Source organism: Ochrovirga pacifica, assembly GCF_000220525.1.
Lineage (GTDB): Bacteria > Bacteroidota > Bacteroidia > Flavobacteriales > Flavobacteriaceae > Ochrovirga > Ochrovirga pacifica.
In genome coordinates, this window is sequence record NZ_AFPK01000049.1 from 1 (window position 1) to 18,285 (window position 18,285).

General features: G+C 34.3%; 13 protein-coding genes. 2 read left to right on the forward strand and 11 right to left on the reverse strand.

Features of this window, described 5'->3' with window-relative positions:
• Positions 1-44 precede the first annotated feature (44 nt).
• The 3 genes from trxA to FS85_RS16525 form a co-directional block, all read right to left on the reverse strand.
• Complete coding sequence (trxA, locus tag FS85_RS0110525; protein ID WP_010136232.1) at positions 45-365, reverse strand: thioredoxin; 321 nt, start codon at positions 363-365, stop codon at positions 45-47.
• A 133-nt stretch (positions 366-498) separates the two neighbouring features.
• Positions 499-3,195, reverse strand: a complete 2,697-nt coding sequence (metH, locus tag FS85_RS0110530; protein WP_029489410.1) for a methionine synthase — start codon at positions 3,193-3,195, stop codon at positions 499-501.
• A gap of 73 nt (positions 3,196-3,268) precedes the next feature.
• Positions 3,269-4,279, reverse strand: coding sequence for a homocysteine S-methyltransferase family protein (locus tag FS85_RS16525; RefSeq protein WP_010136236.1), 1,011 nt, complete (start codon positions 4,277-4,279; stop codon positions 3,269-3,271).
• A 218-nt stretch (positions 4,280-4,497) separates the two neighbouring features.
• Here FS85_RS16525 and FS85_RS0110540 point away from each other — a divergent pair, with 218 nt between their 5' ends.
• Both FS85_RS0110540 and FS85_RS0110545 read left to right on the forward strand, forming a co-directional pair.
• Positions 4,498-4,905, forward strand: a complete 408-nt coding sequence (locus FS85_RS0110540) for an SRPBCC family protein (protein WP_010136237.1) — start codon at positions 4,498-4,500, stop codon at positions 4,903-4,905.
• A 146-nt stretch (positions 4,906-5,051) separates the two neighbouring features.
• Entirely contained in the window at positions 5,052-7,475 is a 2,424-nt protein-coding gene (locus tag FS85_RS0110545) for a hybrid sensor histidine kinase/response regulator (protein WP_010136238.1), read from the forward strand.
• On the opposite strand, the gene FS85_RS0110550 is transcribed toward FS85_RS0110545, so the two are convergent.
• The 8 genes from FS85_RS0110550 to hemN form a co-directional block, all read right to left on the reverse strand.
• Complete coding sequence (locus FS85_RS0110550; protein WP_010136239.1) at positions 7,458-8,807, reverse strand: sigma-54-dependent transcriptional regulator; 1,350 nt, start codon at positions 8,805-8,807, stop codon at positions 7,458-7,460. The genes FS85_RS0110545 and FS85_RS0110550 overlap by 18 nt on opposite strands.
• 128 nt (positions 8,808-8,935) lie before the next feature.
• Entirely contained in the window at positions 8,936-9,238 is a 303-nt protein-coding gene (locus FS85_RS0110555) for a hypothetical protein (RefSeq protein ID WP_010136240.1), read from the reverse strand.
• A 54-nt stretch (positions 9,239-9,292) separates the two neighbouring features.
• Positions 9,293-9,595 (reverse strand): hypothetical protein, encoded by a 303-nt coding sequence (locus FS85_RS0110560; RefSeq protein ID WP_010136241.1) that lies wholly within the window; start codon positions 9,593-9,595, stop codon positions 9,293-9,295.
• 713 nt (positions 9,596-10,308) lie between these two features.
• Positions 10,309-11,004: a lipid-binding protein gene (locus FS85_RS0110565; RefSeq protein WP_010136242.1), complete on the reverse strand. Its 696-nt coding sequence runs from the start codon at positions 11,002-11,004 to the stop codon at positions 10,309-10,311.
• Between the two features lie 20 nt (positions 11,005-11,024).
• On the reverse strand, positions 11,025-11,696 hold the full coding sequence (locus FS85_RS15525; protein WP_010136244.1) for an immunoglobulin-like domain-containing protein: 672 nt from the start codon (positions 11,694-11,696) through the stop codon (positions 11,025-11,027).
• 31 nt (positions 11,697-11,727) lie between these two features.
• Positions 11,728-13,263, reverse strand: a complete 1,536-nt coding sequence (locus FS85_RS0110575) for a SusD/RagB family nutrient-binding outer membrane lipoprotein (RefSeq protein ID WP_010136245.1) — start codon at positions 13,261-13,263, stop codon at positions 11,728-11,730.
• Between the two features lie 11 nt (positions 13,264-13,274).
• Positions 13,275-16,433: a SusC/RagA family TonB-linked outer membrane protein gene (locus tag FS85_RS0110580; protein ID WP_050809644.1), complete on the reverse strand. Its 3,159-nt coding sequence runs from the start codon at positions 16,431-16,433 to the stop codon at positions 13,275-13,277.
• Positions 16,434-16,926: 493 nt separating this feature from the next.
• A complete protein-coding gene (hemN, locus tag FS85_RS0110585; protein ID WP_010136247.1) occupies positions 16,927-18,285 on the reverse strand; it encodes an oxygen-independent coproporphyrinogen III oxidase in 1,359 nt (452 codons plus the stop codon).

Genomic DNA, 18,285 nt, shown 5'->3' on the forward strand with positions numbered 1-18,285 from the left:
AAGTCCACATTATGTGGACTTTTTTTATGTTTTGGCTTTAAAAATTAGCTTAACAAAGCGTTTATCTTACCAGCATATACATCCTTAGGAGCTACTCCTACTTGTTTGTCTACTTGTTCACCTCCTTTGAAGACCAAGACAGTTGGAATGTTACGGATACCAAACTTAGCAGCAAATTCAGGATTGCTATCTACATCTACTTTTCCAATTACTGCTTTTCCATCAAACTCTTCAGACAACTCTTCTATAATAGGAGCTACCATTCTACAAGGCCCACACCATGCAGCCCAAAAATCAACCAACACTGGTTTATCTGATTTTAAAACAACTTCTTCAAATGTTGCATCTGTTATTTCTAATGCCATAATTTATATTTTTTAGATTACTAATATCATTAATTTCACTACAAATGTAGTCAAATAAATCGCTTAAAACTTTCAAACAAAATCACTTTTATTTATTCAACTATTTAGATTGTTTATGCAATAAAGCAACAAATTATTCCTCTGCCAAGTTAGGGCTTAGCCAGCGTTCTGCCTCTTCTTTTGTCAAACCTCTTCTATCTGCAAAGTCGTGTACTTGTTCTTTGGTAATTTTACCTAGTCCGAAATAACGAGCATCCTTGTGTGCAAAATAATGTCCTGACACAGAAGCTGTAGGAAACATGGCCAAGCTATCTGTTAGTTCTACACCTATGTGTTCTTTTACTTTTAGTAGCTCCCACAATTGTATTTTTTCGGTATGGTCTGGACAAGATGGATACCCAGAAGCAGGACGTATTCCTTGGTATTTTTCTTTGATTAAGTCTTCATTGTCTAGTTTTTCATCAGAAGCATAGCCCCAGTCTTGTTTACGTATTTTGTTGTGTAAATATTCAGCAAAAGCTTCTGCAAACCTATCGGCCAAAGCCTTGACCAAAATACTATTGTAATCGTCTAAATTGTTTTTGTATTCTTCGGCTTTTTCTTCAACACCAAAACCTGCAGTTACACAAAATCCTCCTATGTAGTCTTGTACTCCAGAGTTTTTGGGAGCAATATAATCTGCCAAAGCAATATTAGGTTTACCTGCGGCTTTTTTTGATTGCTGACGAAGAGTCAACATGGTCTGTATTATAGTAGTTCTATTTTGGTCTTTGTAAATTTCAATATCATCATCGTTTACTGTATTGGCAGGAAACAAACCATAGACAGCTTTGGCTGTAAACCATTTTTCTTTGATGATCGTGTCTAGCATAATTTGAGCATCTTTATAGAGTTCTGTTGCTTGAGTTCCTACAACTTTGTCTTCTAAAATAGCTGGAAATTTACCATGTAGTTCCCAAGATTGAAAAAATGGAGTCCAATCAAAATAAGGTAATAAATCTTCTAGAGGCATATTGTCAATTACCTGAACTCCCAATTGGTTGGGAATGTATGTAGTGGTTTGATTAAATTCCAAGGCATATTTATTTGCTCTTGCATCTGCCAACGGTAAGTAGACTTTTTTCTTTGCACGATTCAAAAATCCTTCGCGAACCTTGTCGTATTCAGCATAAGTATCTTTTCTAAACTTTTCGGCTAAGGTCAAATCTTCACTTATCAATGTGCTGGTTACAGGCACAGAACGCGAAGCATCCAACACATGCACCACACCTCCATCGTATTCTGGTGCTATTTTTACTGCTGTATGTGCTTTAGAGGTGGTTGCTCCTCCTATCAATAACGGAATGGTAAAATTCAAACGTTTCATTTCTTTGGCAATGTGTACCATTTCATCCAAGGATGGTGTTATCAACCCACTTAAACCAATCACATCTACTTTTTCGTCAATAGCGGTTTGCAATATTTTTTCTGGGGGTACCATCACGCCTAAATCTACAATTTCGTAATTGTTACATGCGAGAACCACACCAACAATATTTTTTCCAATATCATGAACATCTCCTTTTACAGTTGCTAATAGTACTTTTCCTTGCGATTGTGCTGCATCGTCTTTGGCTTCTTCTATAAAAGGCATTAAATATGCCACTGCTTTTTTCATGACACGTGCCGATTTTACCACTTGGGGTAAAAACATTTTTCCTTCTCCAAACAAATCTCCTACCACACCCATTCCAATCATCAAATGGCCTTCTATAACTTCTAAAGGTTTGGCAACTTCTTGACGAGCTTGTTCTACGTCTTCTACAATAAACTTATCAATTCCCTTTACTAGCCCATGGGTAATACGATCTTGCAAAGGCATGTTTCTCCATTCTAAGTTTTCTACCTTAGCTTTTCCTGTTCCTTTTACGGTTTCGGCAAAGTCTAACAAGCTTTCTGTAGCATCGTCTCTACGGTCTAGAATTACATCTTCTACATGTTCTAGAAGGTCTTTTGGGATGTCATCATACACCTCTAACATGGCAGGATTTACAATTCCCATATTCATCCCTTTTTGTATAGCATGGTATAAAAACACAGAGTGCATAGCTTCTCTTACCACGTTATTTCCACGAAAAGAAAAAGAAACATTACTTACTCCACCACTAACACTTGCGTTGGTCAAGTGGGTACGTACCCAGTGAGTTGCTTCTATAAAATCGATGGCATTTCTTCGGTGTTCTTCCATTCCCGTAGCTACTGGGAAAATATTTAAATCAAAAATAATGTCTTCAGAAGGAAAATTACATTCGTCTACCATAATACGGTAAGAACGCTCTGCTATTTCTATTCTACGTTGGTAGTTGTCTGCTTGTCCTACTTCATCAAAGGCCATTACAATAACGGCAGCACCGTACATTTTTAGTTTTCGTACCTGCTCCTTAAACTTTTCTTCTCCTTCTTTTAACGAGATTGAATTTACCACACTTTTTCCTTGCACTACTTGCAGTCCTGCTTCGATAATCTCCCATTTAGAAGAATCAATCATCATAGGAACTCGTGCAATTTCGGGTTCGGCCATCATCAAGTTTAAAAACTTAACCATAGCTTCTTTACCGTCAATAAGACCATCGTCCATATTAACGTCAATAATTTGTGCACCACCTTCTACTTGATGACGTGCAATTTCCAAAGCCTCATCAAATTGTTCTTCTTTTATTAAACGTAAAAACTTACGAGATCCTGCTACATTGGTACGCTCTCCTACATTGATAAAATTCATATCAGGTCCTAGAATTAAGGGTTCTAGACCAGATAATTTCATGTATTTTGTTTGGTTTATTTGACTCATTTCTTTCGTTTAGTATTGAGTACTTAGTACAAAGTACAAAGACTCACAATATATACTGGCTACTAACTACTCTTTACCTTGTGCTAAGTTGCTCTGCAACTTGTCTTCTTTCTGCTTTCTCTGCAATCTCTGCAATAGCTTTTATATGTGCTGGGGTTGTACCACAACATCCTCCAATGATATTGATAAGCCCTTTGTCTAGATAATTTTGAATTTGTGCAGCCATTTGTTCGGGAGTTTCATCGTACTCTCCAAAAGCATTAGGCAGTCCTGCGTTGGGGTGTGCCGATACTGCAAATTGAGTTTGTGCTGCTACTGTTTCTAAGTGCGGTTGCAAAGCATCTGCACCTAGTGCACAGTTAAATCCTACAGATAACAAAGGTAAATGTGAAACTGAAATTAAAAATGCATCTGCAGTTTGTCCCGAAAGCGTTCTTCCCGAAGCATCGGTAATGGTTCCACTTACCATAATAGGAATGTCTAAGCCTTTTTCTTCGTTTACTTCTTGTATTGCAAACAAAGCGGCTTTTGCGTTTAGCGTATCAAAAATAGTTTCTACTAACAATACATCTACACCACCGTCTATTAATGCTTCTGCTTGTTGTTTGTAAGCAATGCGTAGCTCATCAAAAGTTACGGCTCTGTATCCTGGATCGTTTACATCTGGAGACATACTTAACGTTCGGTTGGTAGGTCCCATAGCTCCGGCTACAAAACGAGGTTTGTGTGGTTCTTTTGCAGTAAATTGATCTGCTACTTCTTTGGCAATTTTTGCCGATTGGTAGTTTAGTTGATATACTGCTTCTTCCATTTCATAATCTGCCATAGCTATGGTGGTTCCAGAAAACGTATTGGTTTCTGCTATGTCTGCACCCGCCTCAAAATATTTTGCGTGTATGTCTTTAATAGCCTGTGGTTGGGTTATCGATAACATATCGTTGTTTCCTTTTACAGGAACTTTCCAATCTTTAAACTGCTCTCCTCTGTAATCTTCTTCAGAAAACTTGTATTGCTGAATCATGGTTCCCATGGCTCCATCCAATACTAAAATTCGCTTTTTTATTTCTTCTCTAATATCTGCCATATGCTTTGTTTGGCTATGTGGTCGGAATTGCTGGAAATTCTTACCTTTAATTCGATTTGCAAAGATAGGTTTTTTATTTTGTTATTGTAGGGCTAATCAACTTTGTAGACTTTACTTTAAATGCTTTTTAATTAAGACAATGTTTAATGATCTGAGATGAAATTTGTTGTCTGTTTGACTACTTTTTGATAAGTTTGAGTACAACTGAAAATAAAATCATGGAAAAAATAAGCATAGAAGTAAAAGTAAACGCATCTCTACAAAAAGTATGGGAATTCTGGACTTTACCCAAACATATTGTTCATTGGAACTATGCCTCTGAAGATTGGCATTGCCCCAAAGCAGAAAACGATTTGCAAATAGGAGGGGAGTTTTTGTATCGTATGGAAGCAAAAAACGAATCGATGGGCTTCGATTTAAAGGGAACTTACCTCAATATTATTCCAAACGAAAAAATTGTATACAAAATGGAAGATGATAGAATGGTTGAAAATTGGTTTAAAAAAGTAGATCAGGGTGTGTTGGTCACTACTATTTTTGATGCTGATTTAGAGAATCCTGCAGAAATGCAAAAACAAGGTTGGCAAGCAATTTTAGACCACTTTAAACAATATGTAGAAAAATAGAATTTGTTAGCAAGCTGTTTTATAAAAATAAGAACACCAATCAAACGGAAACTACATAATTTTACTATAAATAAAGAAAAAAAGGATGAAGCATATATGTTTCTTCCTTTTTTCGTATACAACCCTGCAAAAGTCAAATATTTTATATGCAAAGACGTAAACATAGTATTACTATAAAAGTTGTATTAGGGTATTTAACCTTAGGACTGTTAGCTTCCGTAGCCGGAATTGCTATTTTTTCAGAAATAAAAACATTTACCAGTTTGCAAAAACAAGATTTAGGCGAACAGAGTAAAGTGGTAGAAATAGGTAGTTTAATTGCTGATATTTACGAAAATGAAAGTTTTTCTAGAGTTGCTATACAGTCTAAATTATGGGATGATTTTAAAACTTATGAAGAAGAAAATCAACAACTATTGTTAAAAATAGACTCTATTAAAAATACTGTAGATGACTCTTTTGAAGCATTGATTTTAGATAGTATTCAGCTAGTTTTGTCCGATAAAGGAGAAAGTGTAAAGAGTTTAAGAAGTATTCAAAGAAACGATCCTTCCAAAGCATCTATACAACTAGCAATTCAGAAGTTAAGTGCAATAGATTCAATTTTTGGTAAAATTTGGGCTTCAGATTTTTCTAAAGATTTGCAAACTTTAGATCAAGAACCACAGCAAAACATAGAGGGGTATTTGCAAATGTTAGAAAAATACAAACCCAAAGGTTCTATAGATGCTAAAGAACAAAAAAAGCTAGACTCATTATTAACAGTATCTAAATCTAAGCTGAAAGATGCACAAAAAGCAATAGAAAAACAAAGGTTAAGCTCTTTGGTAAAAGAACGAGAATTGATAGAGAATGACAGGGTGATTTCAAGAAAATTAAGAGAATTTTTAAACCTTTTAGAAACCTCTATTTTACAACATTCTTATCGTATCAATAGTCAAAGGCAAGATGCTATTCAACACAGTAAAGACATTATTGTTGTCTCTGTAGCTATTGGTTTTGGAATTATTGTTGTTTTCTCTTTGATTTTTTTAAACGATTTTTGGAAAAATCAACGTTATAGAAAGCAGTTAGAAGAGGCCAATAAAACCACCTCTAGTCTGTTAAAAAGCAGAGAGCAAATTATATCGATGGTTAGCCACGATTTAAGAACTCCTCTAAACACTATAAAAGGATATAGTGAGTTGTTAAACCAACCTAACAATTACAATAAGATAGCGTATTACAATACACATATACAAAGTGCAGCAACTTATATGGGACAGTTGGTAAATGATTTGTTGGAGTTTTCTAGAGTAGAAAAAAACAATATTTCTATCAATTCCGTTCCTTTTGATTTGAAAAAGTTGATTGAAGAAATACAAAAAGATACAGAAAGGTTATTGTTAAATAAGCCCGTTTCTATCCAAACTAGTATTCATATAAGTCTTTCTAACTTTATTGTTTCCGATCCGTTTAGAGTAAAACAGATTTTGTACAACTTAGTCATCAATGCAACCAAATTTACGGAACAGGGAAGTATTGGTATTCATTGTTATTTAAAGCAGGAAAAAAACTTGTGTATTGCGGTAAAAGATACAGGGATTGGAATTGCCCAAGAAGAACAAGAGCAGGTGTTTAGTGCATTTAGTCAGGTTGATGTAGATACCGAAATTAAAAATCAAGGTTTTGGGTTGGGTTTAACCATTTCTAAACGAATAGCAGAGTTGCTGGGAGGAACCATTACTTTGGAAAGTGAGTTGGGAAAAGGAAGTACCTTTACGCTAATAATCCCTGTAACTTTTTCTAAAAAAGTAGAGAATGCATCAACCCCAAAAGCAATTCCTTTTTACCATAAAAAAATAGTTGTGGTAGAAGACGATCCATCAATGAGATTGTTATTAAAAGAAATGTTGTCCTCTTATGGAATAGAAGTACGTTTGTTTGAGGATGGAAAAAAAGCGTTAAAAAAACTGACAGATTTAGAATACGATTTGTTGCTTACAGACATTCAGTTGCCCAAAATGAATGGAATTCGTTTGATGGAATTAGTCAAACAACATAAAAATTATAAAAATCAGCCCATTGTTGCCATGACGGGGAGGACTAATTTTTCTAAATCGGATTATCAGGAAATTGGCTTTGATGAGGTTTTAGTAAAGCCCTTTGGTGTTGCTGTGTTAGAGACGTTGTTACAACGTTTTTTTAAAGGAGCTATAGAGACAGAAAATGCATCAGGAAAAGATGAACATTCTTCTCAGAAAAAAGATTTTAATTTAGAAAGTATCAAAGCTTTTTTGGGAGATAATAAAGCAGCATTGCAAAGTACATTAATGCTGTTTTTAGAAGATACCCAAAAAAACAAACAAGAGTTGTTAACGGCCTACAATGAAAAAAATCTAGAAACATTAAGAACTGTTGGTCATAAAATGTTGAGTATGTTCCGACAGTTAGAAGCAGTACATGTTGTTCCGTATTTAGAAGTTTTAGAAACTATTGAAAATTTAAACTCAATAGATTTTCAGGAATTTGTAAAGGAATTAGATCATTTTATCAATCAATTTAGTAAGTATTTAGCTAAGTCCGTATGATTTCATTTTGTTGTACAATGTTTTGCGAGTAATATTTAGCAACTTAGCGGCTTTGGTTCTATTGTTGTTTACTTCTTTTAACGCATTAATAATGAGTTCTTTTTCATTTTCTTTTGTTGAAAATTTTTGCTGAATAGAACTTTCCTTTGCTGGTGTTGATAGGAGTTCTTGAGGCAGAGCCTGTACAGGGATTAAATCTTCTGTGGTTAGCAAAGTGGCACGTTTTATAACGTTAGACAATTCTCTTAAATTACCAGGCCATGTATAGTTAAAAAAAACTGAAAGCACTTCTTTAGAAAAACCTTCCACATTTTTGTTAAGAAGCTGGTTGGCTTTGTTCAAGAAAAAATCTGCATAGAGAACTAGGTCATCATTACGTTCTTTTAAGCTAGGAACTTTAATAGAAAATTCATTTAGCCTATGGTACAAATCTTCTCTAAAATCTCCTTCTTCAACGGCTTGTAACAAATCTTCGTTAGTTGCCGTAATAAGTCGAATATCAACATGAATTTCGTTGCTACTACCAATAGGTTTTACTTTTCGTTCTTGCAAAGCACGTAAAAGTTGTATTTGGTTTTCATAGGATAAGTTTCCAACTTCATCTAAAAATAAAGTTCCCCCGTTGGCTGCTTCAAAATGACCAATTTTATCTGTTACTGCTCCTGTAAAAGAACCTTTTTTATGTCCAAAAAACTCACTAGAAGCAATTTCTTTAGGAATAGCACCACAATCTACTGCAACAAAGGGCTGGTCTTTACGATTGCTTTTTAGATGAATACTTTTTGCAACGACTTCTTTTCCTGTTCCGCTTTCTCCTGTAATCAGCACAGACATGTGCGTAGGGGCTACTAGGTTAATGTATTCGTATAAGGTTTTGGATGCTGGGCTAATTCCTTCAATAAATTCAGATTTACCATTGGTTGCCTTTTTGTTAGGTGGAGTAATGGTTGTTTTTTCTTTGATTGTATCGTCTTTTTGATGCAGTGCATTAGAGATAACTTCTAGAACTTCGTTAGGATTAAAAGGTTTAGAAATATAATCAAAAGCTCCTTGTTTCATTGCTTGTACTGCTGTAGATACCTCTGCATAGCTTGTCATTAAAACAACGGGAAAATGATGACTTCCTTTTTTTACTTGTTTTAATAACGAAATTCCATCACCATCAGGCAAACGAAGATCTGTAAAAACCAAATGATACTTGTTTTCATTAATCAATTTGGTAGCACTTTGTATGTTGTAACTTACATCTACTTGGTATTGGTGCCTCTCTAAAAAGTTTTGTAACATTTTAGAAAAAGCCACATCATCTTCGATAAGTAAAATTTTTTTCATGGACACAAGGGGTTGTTTGTACAAAAATAGCTAGCAATGTGAGTTTAAAAAAATATAAAAGGACGTTTTGTAAAAAAAACGTCCTTTTATAGAATTTTTAGAATGTCAAAAACTTAGGAATAAAATTCTTATTTGCTTTCTACCCAGTTTCCTTCTTTGTCAGCGTATACTGTTTTTTCAGCACCGTCTACAGAAAGGTCTAATTGATAGATTTCGTTTTCGTTAACGTATGCTTTGCTGATGGTTGCATTTGGAAAATCTTTTTTCACAGCTTCGGTTACAGCAGCAGGCAATTTATCTACAGCAATTTCTGTAAATTCGTTGTTTACTACAATTTCCAACGTTGAGTTTTGATTAGGAGTTAAAGGACTTGCAAAAGTTGTTGCTACTCCACTTGCTAAAATTGCTACTGTTAAAACTAATTTTTTCATGATTTTTAATGTTTAATGGTTGTTTGATTTATTTAGATGAGTTCTGATAGAGGATTATTTGCTTTCTACCCAGTTTCCTTCTTTGTCAGCGTATACTGTTTTTTCAGCACCGTTTACTGAAAGATCTAATTGATAGATTTCGTTTTCGTTAACGTATGCTTTGCTGATGGTTGCATTTGGGAAATCTTTTTTTACAGCTTCGGTTACAGCAGCAGGCAATTTATCTACAGCAATTTCTGTAAATTCGTTGTTTGCTACGATTTCCAACGTTGAGTTTTGATTAGGAGTTAAAGGGCTTGCAAAAGTTGTTGCTACTCCACTTACTAAAATTGCTACTGTTAAAACTAATTTTTTCATGATTTCTATTTTTAAAAGTTATTATTTATTTACACTTAAGATAAAGAAAGAAATATGCCATGTAGTGTTGTTTAGGGAGTGTAAGGTATTTAAGTGGTTGTTTTTTAGTGGTTTGTGTTTTTTTTAGGGCGTGATGCGATGATAGAACTACGGGAAAAAAGTGTGTAAAACTAACTGAAGCCTGGGTAAATATTACACGTATTGTATGTGAATAGGTGAGGAGTCAATCCGCTTTAAGAGAGATCGACATTAACAATTTATTGATTGATATAAAGTAGAAATTGATTTATACAGTCATTGCAAGTTTAATAGACTAATATCAATGGTTATAGAATAGTAAATCAAAACTTAATAAAAATCAATGTATTTGACTATGTTGAAATTATCAAAATAGATAGTAAGGGGAAGTTATTACTAAAGAAATACGTTTAGAATTAGCAGGAGAAGGTTTCCGTTACCATGATTTGGTTCGTGCAGGAAGAACAGGAACAATTTTAATTCCTCTTGGTTTTTTGTTGAAGGTAAACATGAAATTATGCCAATTTCTTACTCTCAAATACAACTTTCTCAAGGAGTATTAGAACAAAATAATTATTCATTTTTTTATTATTGAACTTTACAAGAGATCGACTATTGGTTAGTCTCTTTTTTTATTGTAAAAAAAAAAGGCTGTCCTTTTAGGAACAGCCTATTTTAAACAAAGATAAACTTAATTAATGATCGTCTTCGGCAAAACCTGTTTTTCTGTGTCCAGAAATGATAAGTGTTTCATCGGCTGTATTAGAAGGGTCATAAGTGGCACTATCGTATTCCCAAGCATATTCAGGAATTTCAGGATTAGCTCTCAACGCTTCTGGCACTTCATAACTAGTAAATTTAACGGTACCGCTTAATAGTTTAATTTTAATATAAATACTATCAACAGGATTTCCACTTGTTGTGGTAGCTGCATTGGGTAGTATTTTACCTTCCAATACAGTACTTCTAATGTAGTCTCTTGGCTCAACAATTTCTTGTCCAGCTGCTGTAGGTGCTGTACTAGGTACTTCTGTTGCAAGTACATTGTTGTCTAAAGAATCAAAATCTGAGGTTGTACTCATAAAACTTTCTGAATCGCCAGAAAAAGTAAACTTACTTTTTAAAGGGATGTCGTGATGTGTGTCGTCAATCCAGACTTTACCCTCCATGTTTTCAGCAGTGTTGTAGATTAACAACTGTCTGTCGTGATCGTACGAATAGTACTTTGTAGACATATCCTCGTTGTACAATTCCCAAAAGAAAGTACCCGAATATTCTAAAGTCTCACTATCCCAAACATCCACATCTTCGTTGCAAGAAGTAAGAGTTAATGTAGCTATTATGCTAAATAACCCAAAAAATTGTTTGATATTATAATTTATTCTTTTCATGTTTTACTGGTTTTGAGTTATTATTCTTTAATTAGTTCTACAGGTGTTGCAAAAGTTCCAAACTGTAAATTATGGGTAAAAGTTGTACCACTTAAAGATTGACTAACAACATCCCAAGAACCCCAAGGTGAATTTGTAAGCAAACCTTCATAAGAAGTTCCATCTCCTGTAATATAGAAGTATGCTGAAATTTTATACGCTGGCCCATAATCGAAACCAATGTGATATCTTCCTCCGATAAAATCATCTGAATAATACAAACCATCTCCTAAATGAGTAATTACAGTGGCTTCTGGAAAGCTTCCTGCACTGTTAACTCCTGTGTAGGTACCAGTATAGTTATCAGAAATTGTTCTGTCTGCTGGCAATACAAATACATTTCTTGTTATTGTCTTTCCAAATCCATCAACATTTTCTATATAATAAGAAATTGTATAATGACCTGGAGTATTTGTATCAACAGTTCCACTTATTACAACATTTTCAGTAACTTCTGTTTCTCCCTCAAATGCAGAGGCTCCAGGTTCGGTATATGTGCTTCCTTGTTCTACAACAAAGTCTTTGTCACCTACCAATTCAATATCATTGTAAAAAGTAACTCTTGAAATTCCTTCTGTATCTAGATCTTGTTCGCAAGAACCTAAGAATAGCATAGCTACAACAGGAAATATTTGATATATATATTTTTTCATCTTTTAATAGTTTTATAAGATTAGACTTATTTTATTTTCCTGCTTTTTGATCCCACCAAATTTTTTCTAACAAGCTGGTTTTTTGTCCTGGAGCATTGGTGTTTCTGTTCAATACATCTGTTGGATAAATAGGTGATGCAGGAAGGTTACCATTGGTTTTTTCTCTACCGTTTACAGAGATGGTTAATTGACCTACAGGGAAGTTGTTGTTAGCATCTTGTCTGTCTGCTTTGATATCAATTTCTGATACAGAAGGATATTTGGTTCTATTACGATCAATAAAAGACTCTGTGTGTTGGTAATTGGCATTTGCAACCCATCTTTGCATTGCAATTTGCTCAATGTTTTCTTCAGTAGTACCGTCAACCCATGCAGCGTAACCTGTGGTGATGATAGTCATATCAGTAATTCCGTGTTGAGTTAAAGAGGCTGCAACTCCAGCATCGTAAAATGCTTTTGCGTTTGTTAAGTCATTGGCTCTTGCATAAGCTTCAGCAATAAAGAAATTTACTTCCCAAGCGGACATAATAACTAGGTCGGTAGTACCAGCAAATAAGGCTTCACTATAATCTTCATCTTCATCAAGGGTTCCATCACCATCAGAATCATCTTTAGAATCAAAATCTCCGAAGAAAGCACCTTCATGTCCTCCTGAAGGAGCAGTAAATAGAGCATCTACTCTTGGATCTGAGTTGTTGGCTAGGTAGTCAATAAATGTTTTACATCCAATTACGTTGGTACTTAGGTAATTAGCACCTCCTTCTTGGAACTCTCTCATCGGGTGTCTTTTTCCTTCTTGTGCGTCATCCCAGTATTCAGCTCCAATAATTTTAGCAGATTCTGTTAGGAAAGAAGTATTGTTGATGAAAGTAATTACCGCAGCATTGTCATAAGCAGGTGTTTCAGACTGTCTCATCATTAATTTAAGTTTTAATGAATTTGCAAATAGTTTCCACTTGCTTAAATCTCCTTCAAATACAAAGTCAAATTTAGAATCGATACTAGATAATGTAGAAATATCAATGTTAAGTAAAGCATCTATTCTAAGCTCTAAATCTGCATAAATATCTTCGGCTTTATCAAATTTAGGAGATAAAATTCCTTCATTACCACTCAAAGCTTCAAAGTAGGGTACGTCTCCCCATAAATCGGTCATTACTTGCCAGGTGAAAATAGAAATTGCTTCACTAATGTAAGCGTAACCATTTTCTCCGCTAACTTCAGCCAATTCTGTAATTCTTTTGGTGTCTACTAGAACCCCAGAAGTAAATTCTGTATAGGCATCTTCAAAATTAGTCGAGCTACCATCTTCGTATTCACATAAAGTTTTAAACTGAGAAGCGGTATAAGATTGTGTCCAGTACTCTGACCAAAAACCTCCAGCAAATCCCAAGTCCCATCCCATTAGGGTGTGTGCTAAGTTTACTTGAGCAGAAGGAACAATGATTTTAGCTTGGTCGGTGTCTGCCAAAACGTTAGGGTCTTGGTTGATATCTAAATAATTATCACAACTAGCTGCGAAAATCAATAGAAAAACGGATGTTATTTTTAATATATGTTTTTTCATATGTTTAATTTTTATAATTGAATGTTAACTCCAAATGTGTAAACCTCTTGAGTTGGGTTTCCACTAAACTCACCAAACTTAGCATCGATGTTGGTACCAAAAGTGGTTGTTTCTGGATCAATGTATGGGTTGTCTTTATGTTTCCACAATAAAAAGTTATTTGCGGTTAACGATAAGTTAATTTTTGATACGTTGATTTTTTTGCAGATGTCTTTGGGAATGCTATAAGCTAATGTTACATTTCTTAATTTTAAGAAAGAACGATCGATTACGGCATAAGATTCTCCTTCCATTCCTCCTGTACTGTAGAATGTATGCAATGCTGTAGGGTCTACCGGAGTAGTGTTTTCAGAATATGTACCATCTGCATTTTCTACCACCGAATTAGGAATGATAAAAGCATTTCTGTCGTTTAATACACTTTCTGGTGAACTACCTACCCAATGCATATAATCTTTCGTTCCAGAGTATATGTACCCTCCGTATCTAAAGTCTAAAGTTCCTGTTAAGCTTAACCCTTTCCAGGTAACTGTGTTGGTTAACCCCATTCTAAATTTTTCTTGCACATCTCTTCCTAATAACTGTTGGTCTGCGGTTTGTTGAGGGTTACCACTACCATCTACAACAACACTTTCTACACCGTTAAAGTCAACAGTTTTAGCTTCTGTAAATTTAAACTGTCCCATCGGCATTCCTTCGATAGCATAAATACCACCAGTTCCAAAACCTCCTAAGAATACTTCTCCTACATCTAACCTTTCAACTTTATTTTTGTTTTTGGTGTATGCCCAATTGACATCCCATTTAAAATCGTTAGTTTTTACAGGTATAAAATTCACATTTAATTCTATCCCTTTGTTTCTTACATCTCCTAAGTTAGATGTAACTTGAGTATATCCTGAAGAAGGGTCGATTGGTAAAGTAGCAATCAAACCTTCTGTTAACTTGTTGTAGTAAGAAAGTTCAAAGCCAAAACGATTGTTAAAAAATCTGTTTTCCAAACCAATTTCAAATTCTTTGGTGATTTCTGGTTCCAATTCTAAGTTTCCTAATTTGTCTGAAACTGTGTAAGAGTTTACTCCTCCTAAAGGGAAAGTTAAATCGTCTACATCAGGATATCCTGGGTTGCCAGCAGATCCAACTACATATCTATCATAAACATCGTAAGGATCTGTATCGTTACCTGTAGATCCATAAGCAATTCTAAATTTAGAGAAGTTTAAGAAACTAGGTTTTACTTCTAATTCCGATAACAATTTACTTACAATGAAACTGGTTGTTAGACCTCCGTATAAGAAAGAGTTTTGATCTGTTGGTAAGGTAGATGACCAGTCGTTTCTTAAGGTAGCATTTACGTAGATATAGTCCTTAAATCCTAAATCTGTACTAATGTAAGTACCTACTAGTCTCCTCATCTCGCTGTATTGATCTGCAGTTGCAGGAGTCAATGTGTTGCTTAAATCATAAAAACCAGGAACATCAATAGAGGAAATTTTACCCTCTAACCAGTTGTAGCTTCTTTCATTTACATTTAGACCAGCCAAGGCACTAAAAGTTAAGTCATCTGAAAAATCTTTGTTGTACATAACCATTGCATCGTGGCTTAATTGTACACGCTCTCTTTTGGTTTGTATGTATTCTCCTGGTGTTGCAGCACTAGAACCATCGTTATAAGCACCATCAGAAAAAGCAATTATACCTGTAATTTCTTCTGATGTAGAGGTTTCGTAATCTCCAGAAAAACGATACATTAACTTTAAGTCATCCATAATTTTATACTCAGCTTCAAACTTACCATAGAATTTATATTTGTCTTGTTCTGCACTGTTATTGTTTAATATAAAATAAGGGTTTACACCGTAAGGTGTAAAGTAATTGTCTAGGTTGTTAAAAGGATCTTCGTAGTCTTTAAAGTCTACAATAGAAATATCGTTTGCAATTTCGTGTAAAGATCTAAACAAAGAAGTTCCTTGACCTGAGGGAACAACTTTCATAGTTTCTCTACTAAAGTTCATTGCGGAACTTAATTTTAAGTTTTTCGTTGTATGAGATCCTTTGGTTGATAAAGTATATCTTTTATAAGAATCACTATCTGTTGGCATAACACCATCTACTTTGTTATGAGATGCAGACAAAAAGTAAGTGTTTTTATCATTTCCTCCAGAAACAGAAATAGAGTTTTTGAAACTTTCTCCATAATCAAAGAAATCTCTTAAGTTGTTCTTTAAATAAACATAAGGTTTAATTTTTTGACTATTGTCTACAATATTACCCCATACACGATCAACACCGTCATAAGCAGCTCCCCAGTTACCATTTTCATCTAAGGCTCTGTCACCACTCCATCCTTGACCGAATTGAGTTTGTCTGTCTGGTAAAAAACCTACCTTATTAATAGATACAGAACTGTTAAAGTTTATTTTCATTTTACCATCATGACCACTCTTTGTAGTAATTAACACCACTCCGTTGGCAGCTCTCGATCCATACAAGGCTGTTGCAGCAGCACCTTTTAGTACTGTTAAGTTTTCTATATCATCTGGATTGATAGCGTTAATTCCCGATCCAAAATCCGCTTGTGAGTTGAGGTCACTACCTCCTCTACTTTGTTCATTGGTCAATACAATACCATCAACAACATACAAAGGCTGTATATTACCAAAAGAAGAAGCTCCACGAATTATAACATTTTGAGTACCCCCTGGTGTAGGTGGTGCCGCAATGTCTAAACCTGCAACTTTCCCTTGTAATGCTGTAACTGGGTTTATTGCTTGAGTTTTAGAAATTTCTTCTCCTTTAAATTCAGCAATAGAATAACCTACAGTTCTCTTCCTTTTAGAGACTCCCATTGCTGTAATAACTACTTCATCTAAAGATTCTACGTCATCTTTTAGCGTAACACTAATAATAACGTCATCTCCCACGGTTTTCTCTACACTCTTCATACCAATGTAGCTAAAAACCAAAACATCTCCTTTGTTAGCAGTAATTGTATAATTACCATCAAAGTCAGACATCGTGGTTTTAGAAGTACCTTTTAAATTAATGGATGCTCCAGGGATAGGTTCTGAGCCATCAGATACAACTCCCATAATTTTTTTCTGTGCTATTGAAAAGTGCACAACGGATACTAGCATGAGTACCAAAAGTCTAATAGTTTTTAATTTCATACGAATGATGTTTAATTAAGTTTAAAAAAATAGGTTCTGTTAGATTAAATTGAAAAAAAATCAATAATCAAAGGGGTAATGGTTTTGATTAAAAACAAGTGTTTTTTAGAGAATAATCAATTGATCAGCAGAACTTAAGTTAAAGTTAGGTTCAAAGTAGGCATAAAATTGGGCTTATTTTACACTAAAAGTGTTGGTTTTTGGCAGTTTTTTTTAACCTAAATTAACTCGTGTATTTGTTTTGTCTATTGTTTTTTTAAAAAAGATAGTTTTTTTACATTAAAACTAATTACTTATGTTTTATTAAGCTGTTTATCATAGTATTATGTTTATACTATGTTTTTATAGTTTAAATAATTTACATACTGGTAGGATTGTGGTAAATAAATTTTAAGGAACGTCAGATTTGCTCTAATGCTTAATGTTTTTTTAACAAAAAAACGTCTTTTTATTTATGTAAAAAGACGTTGAGAGTTTTATAAAAAGGGTGTTTTTAGACAGTTTTGGAAAACTGTTGAAAATTTTGATTTTGTAAATAAGGGTCTATAGACATACAAATGTTTCTTATAAAGGGTCTTCCTTTGGTGGTTACCTTAATTTGTGACTCGGAAATGGACAACAAACCATCGCTTACTAAGGGAAACATTTTGATAGGAACTTTTTCAAGAGATTTAATTTTATGAGTACTATAATCCCATTTGGTTTCATATTGACACATAAGATTAAGAATATGCTGCCTGATGACTAAATCCTCTTCAGATAACAAGTGTCCTTTAGCAATAGGAAAGATATTGTTTGTTACCAAATCTTGATATTCTTCAATGTTTTTTACGTTTTGGTAGTAAGAGCTCCAGCTATCTCCAATAGCAGAAACTCCCAATCCAATCATTACATCTGTTTTTGCGTGAGAGTATCCCATAAAATTTCTATGTAATTTTTTATGAAACATTGCTTTGTATAAAGGATCAGTTGGTAAAGCAAAATGATCCATGCCAATATTTACATATCCAATATCGGCTAGTAATTCTTTTCCGAGGGTGTACATCTTTAGTTTTTCTGCACCTTGAGGCAAATTCTCTTCCGAAAAACCCCTTTGACCATTTCCTTTTAACCAAGGAACATGTGCATAACTGTAAAACGCAATTCTGTCGGGCATTAACTCTTTTGTTTTTGAGATAGTGTGTTCAATTTCATGTTGTGATTGAAATGGGAGACCATATATAATATCATGACCTATACTAGTATATCCTATTTCTCTAGCCCACTGAGTCACTTGTTTTACTTTTTCAAAAGGTTGAATTCTGTTAATAGCCTGCTGTATTTTTTTATTGTAATCTTGTACTCCAAAAGAAACTCTTCTAAAACCTAAATCATAAAGGGTTTGTAGGTGTTCTTTGGTTGTGTTGTTAGGGTGTCCTTCAAAACTAAAATCGAAGTTGGTTGCTAGGGAAGAAGTGTTGGTTATACACTCTAAAAGACTTTTTAAATTTTCTGGTTCAAAAAAAGTGGGAGTTCCTCCTCCTAAATGAAGTTCTTTAATAATCGGTTTCTCGTCTAATAAGTTTAGGTATAGGGTCCATTCTTTTAAAAGCGCATTAATATATGGAGACTCTACATCATGTCTTTTAGTAATACGTTTGTTACAGCCACAAAAGGTACACATACTTTCGCAAAAAGGCAGGTGTATATAGATGCTTATTCCTTGTTCTTTGTTAGATGATTTATAGGTTTGTATTAATCTTTGTTTCCATGTGTCTAGTCTAAAGCCCTGAATATCCCAATGTGGAACAGTAGGGTAGCTGGTATATCTTGGACCAGGGACATTGTATTTATTGATAAGATTGCTGTCCAT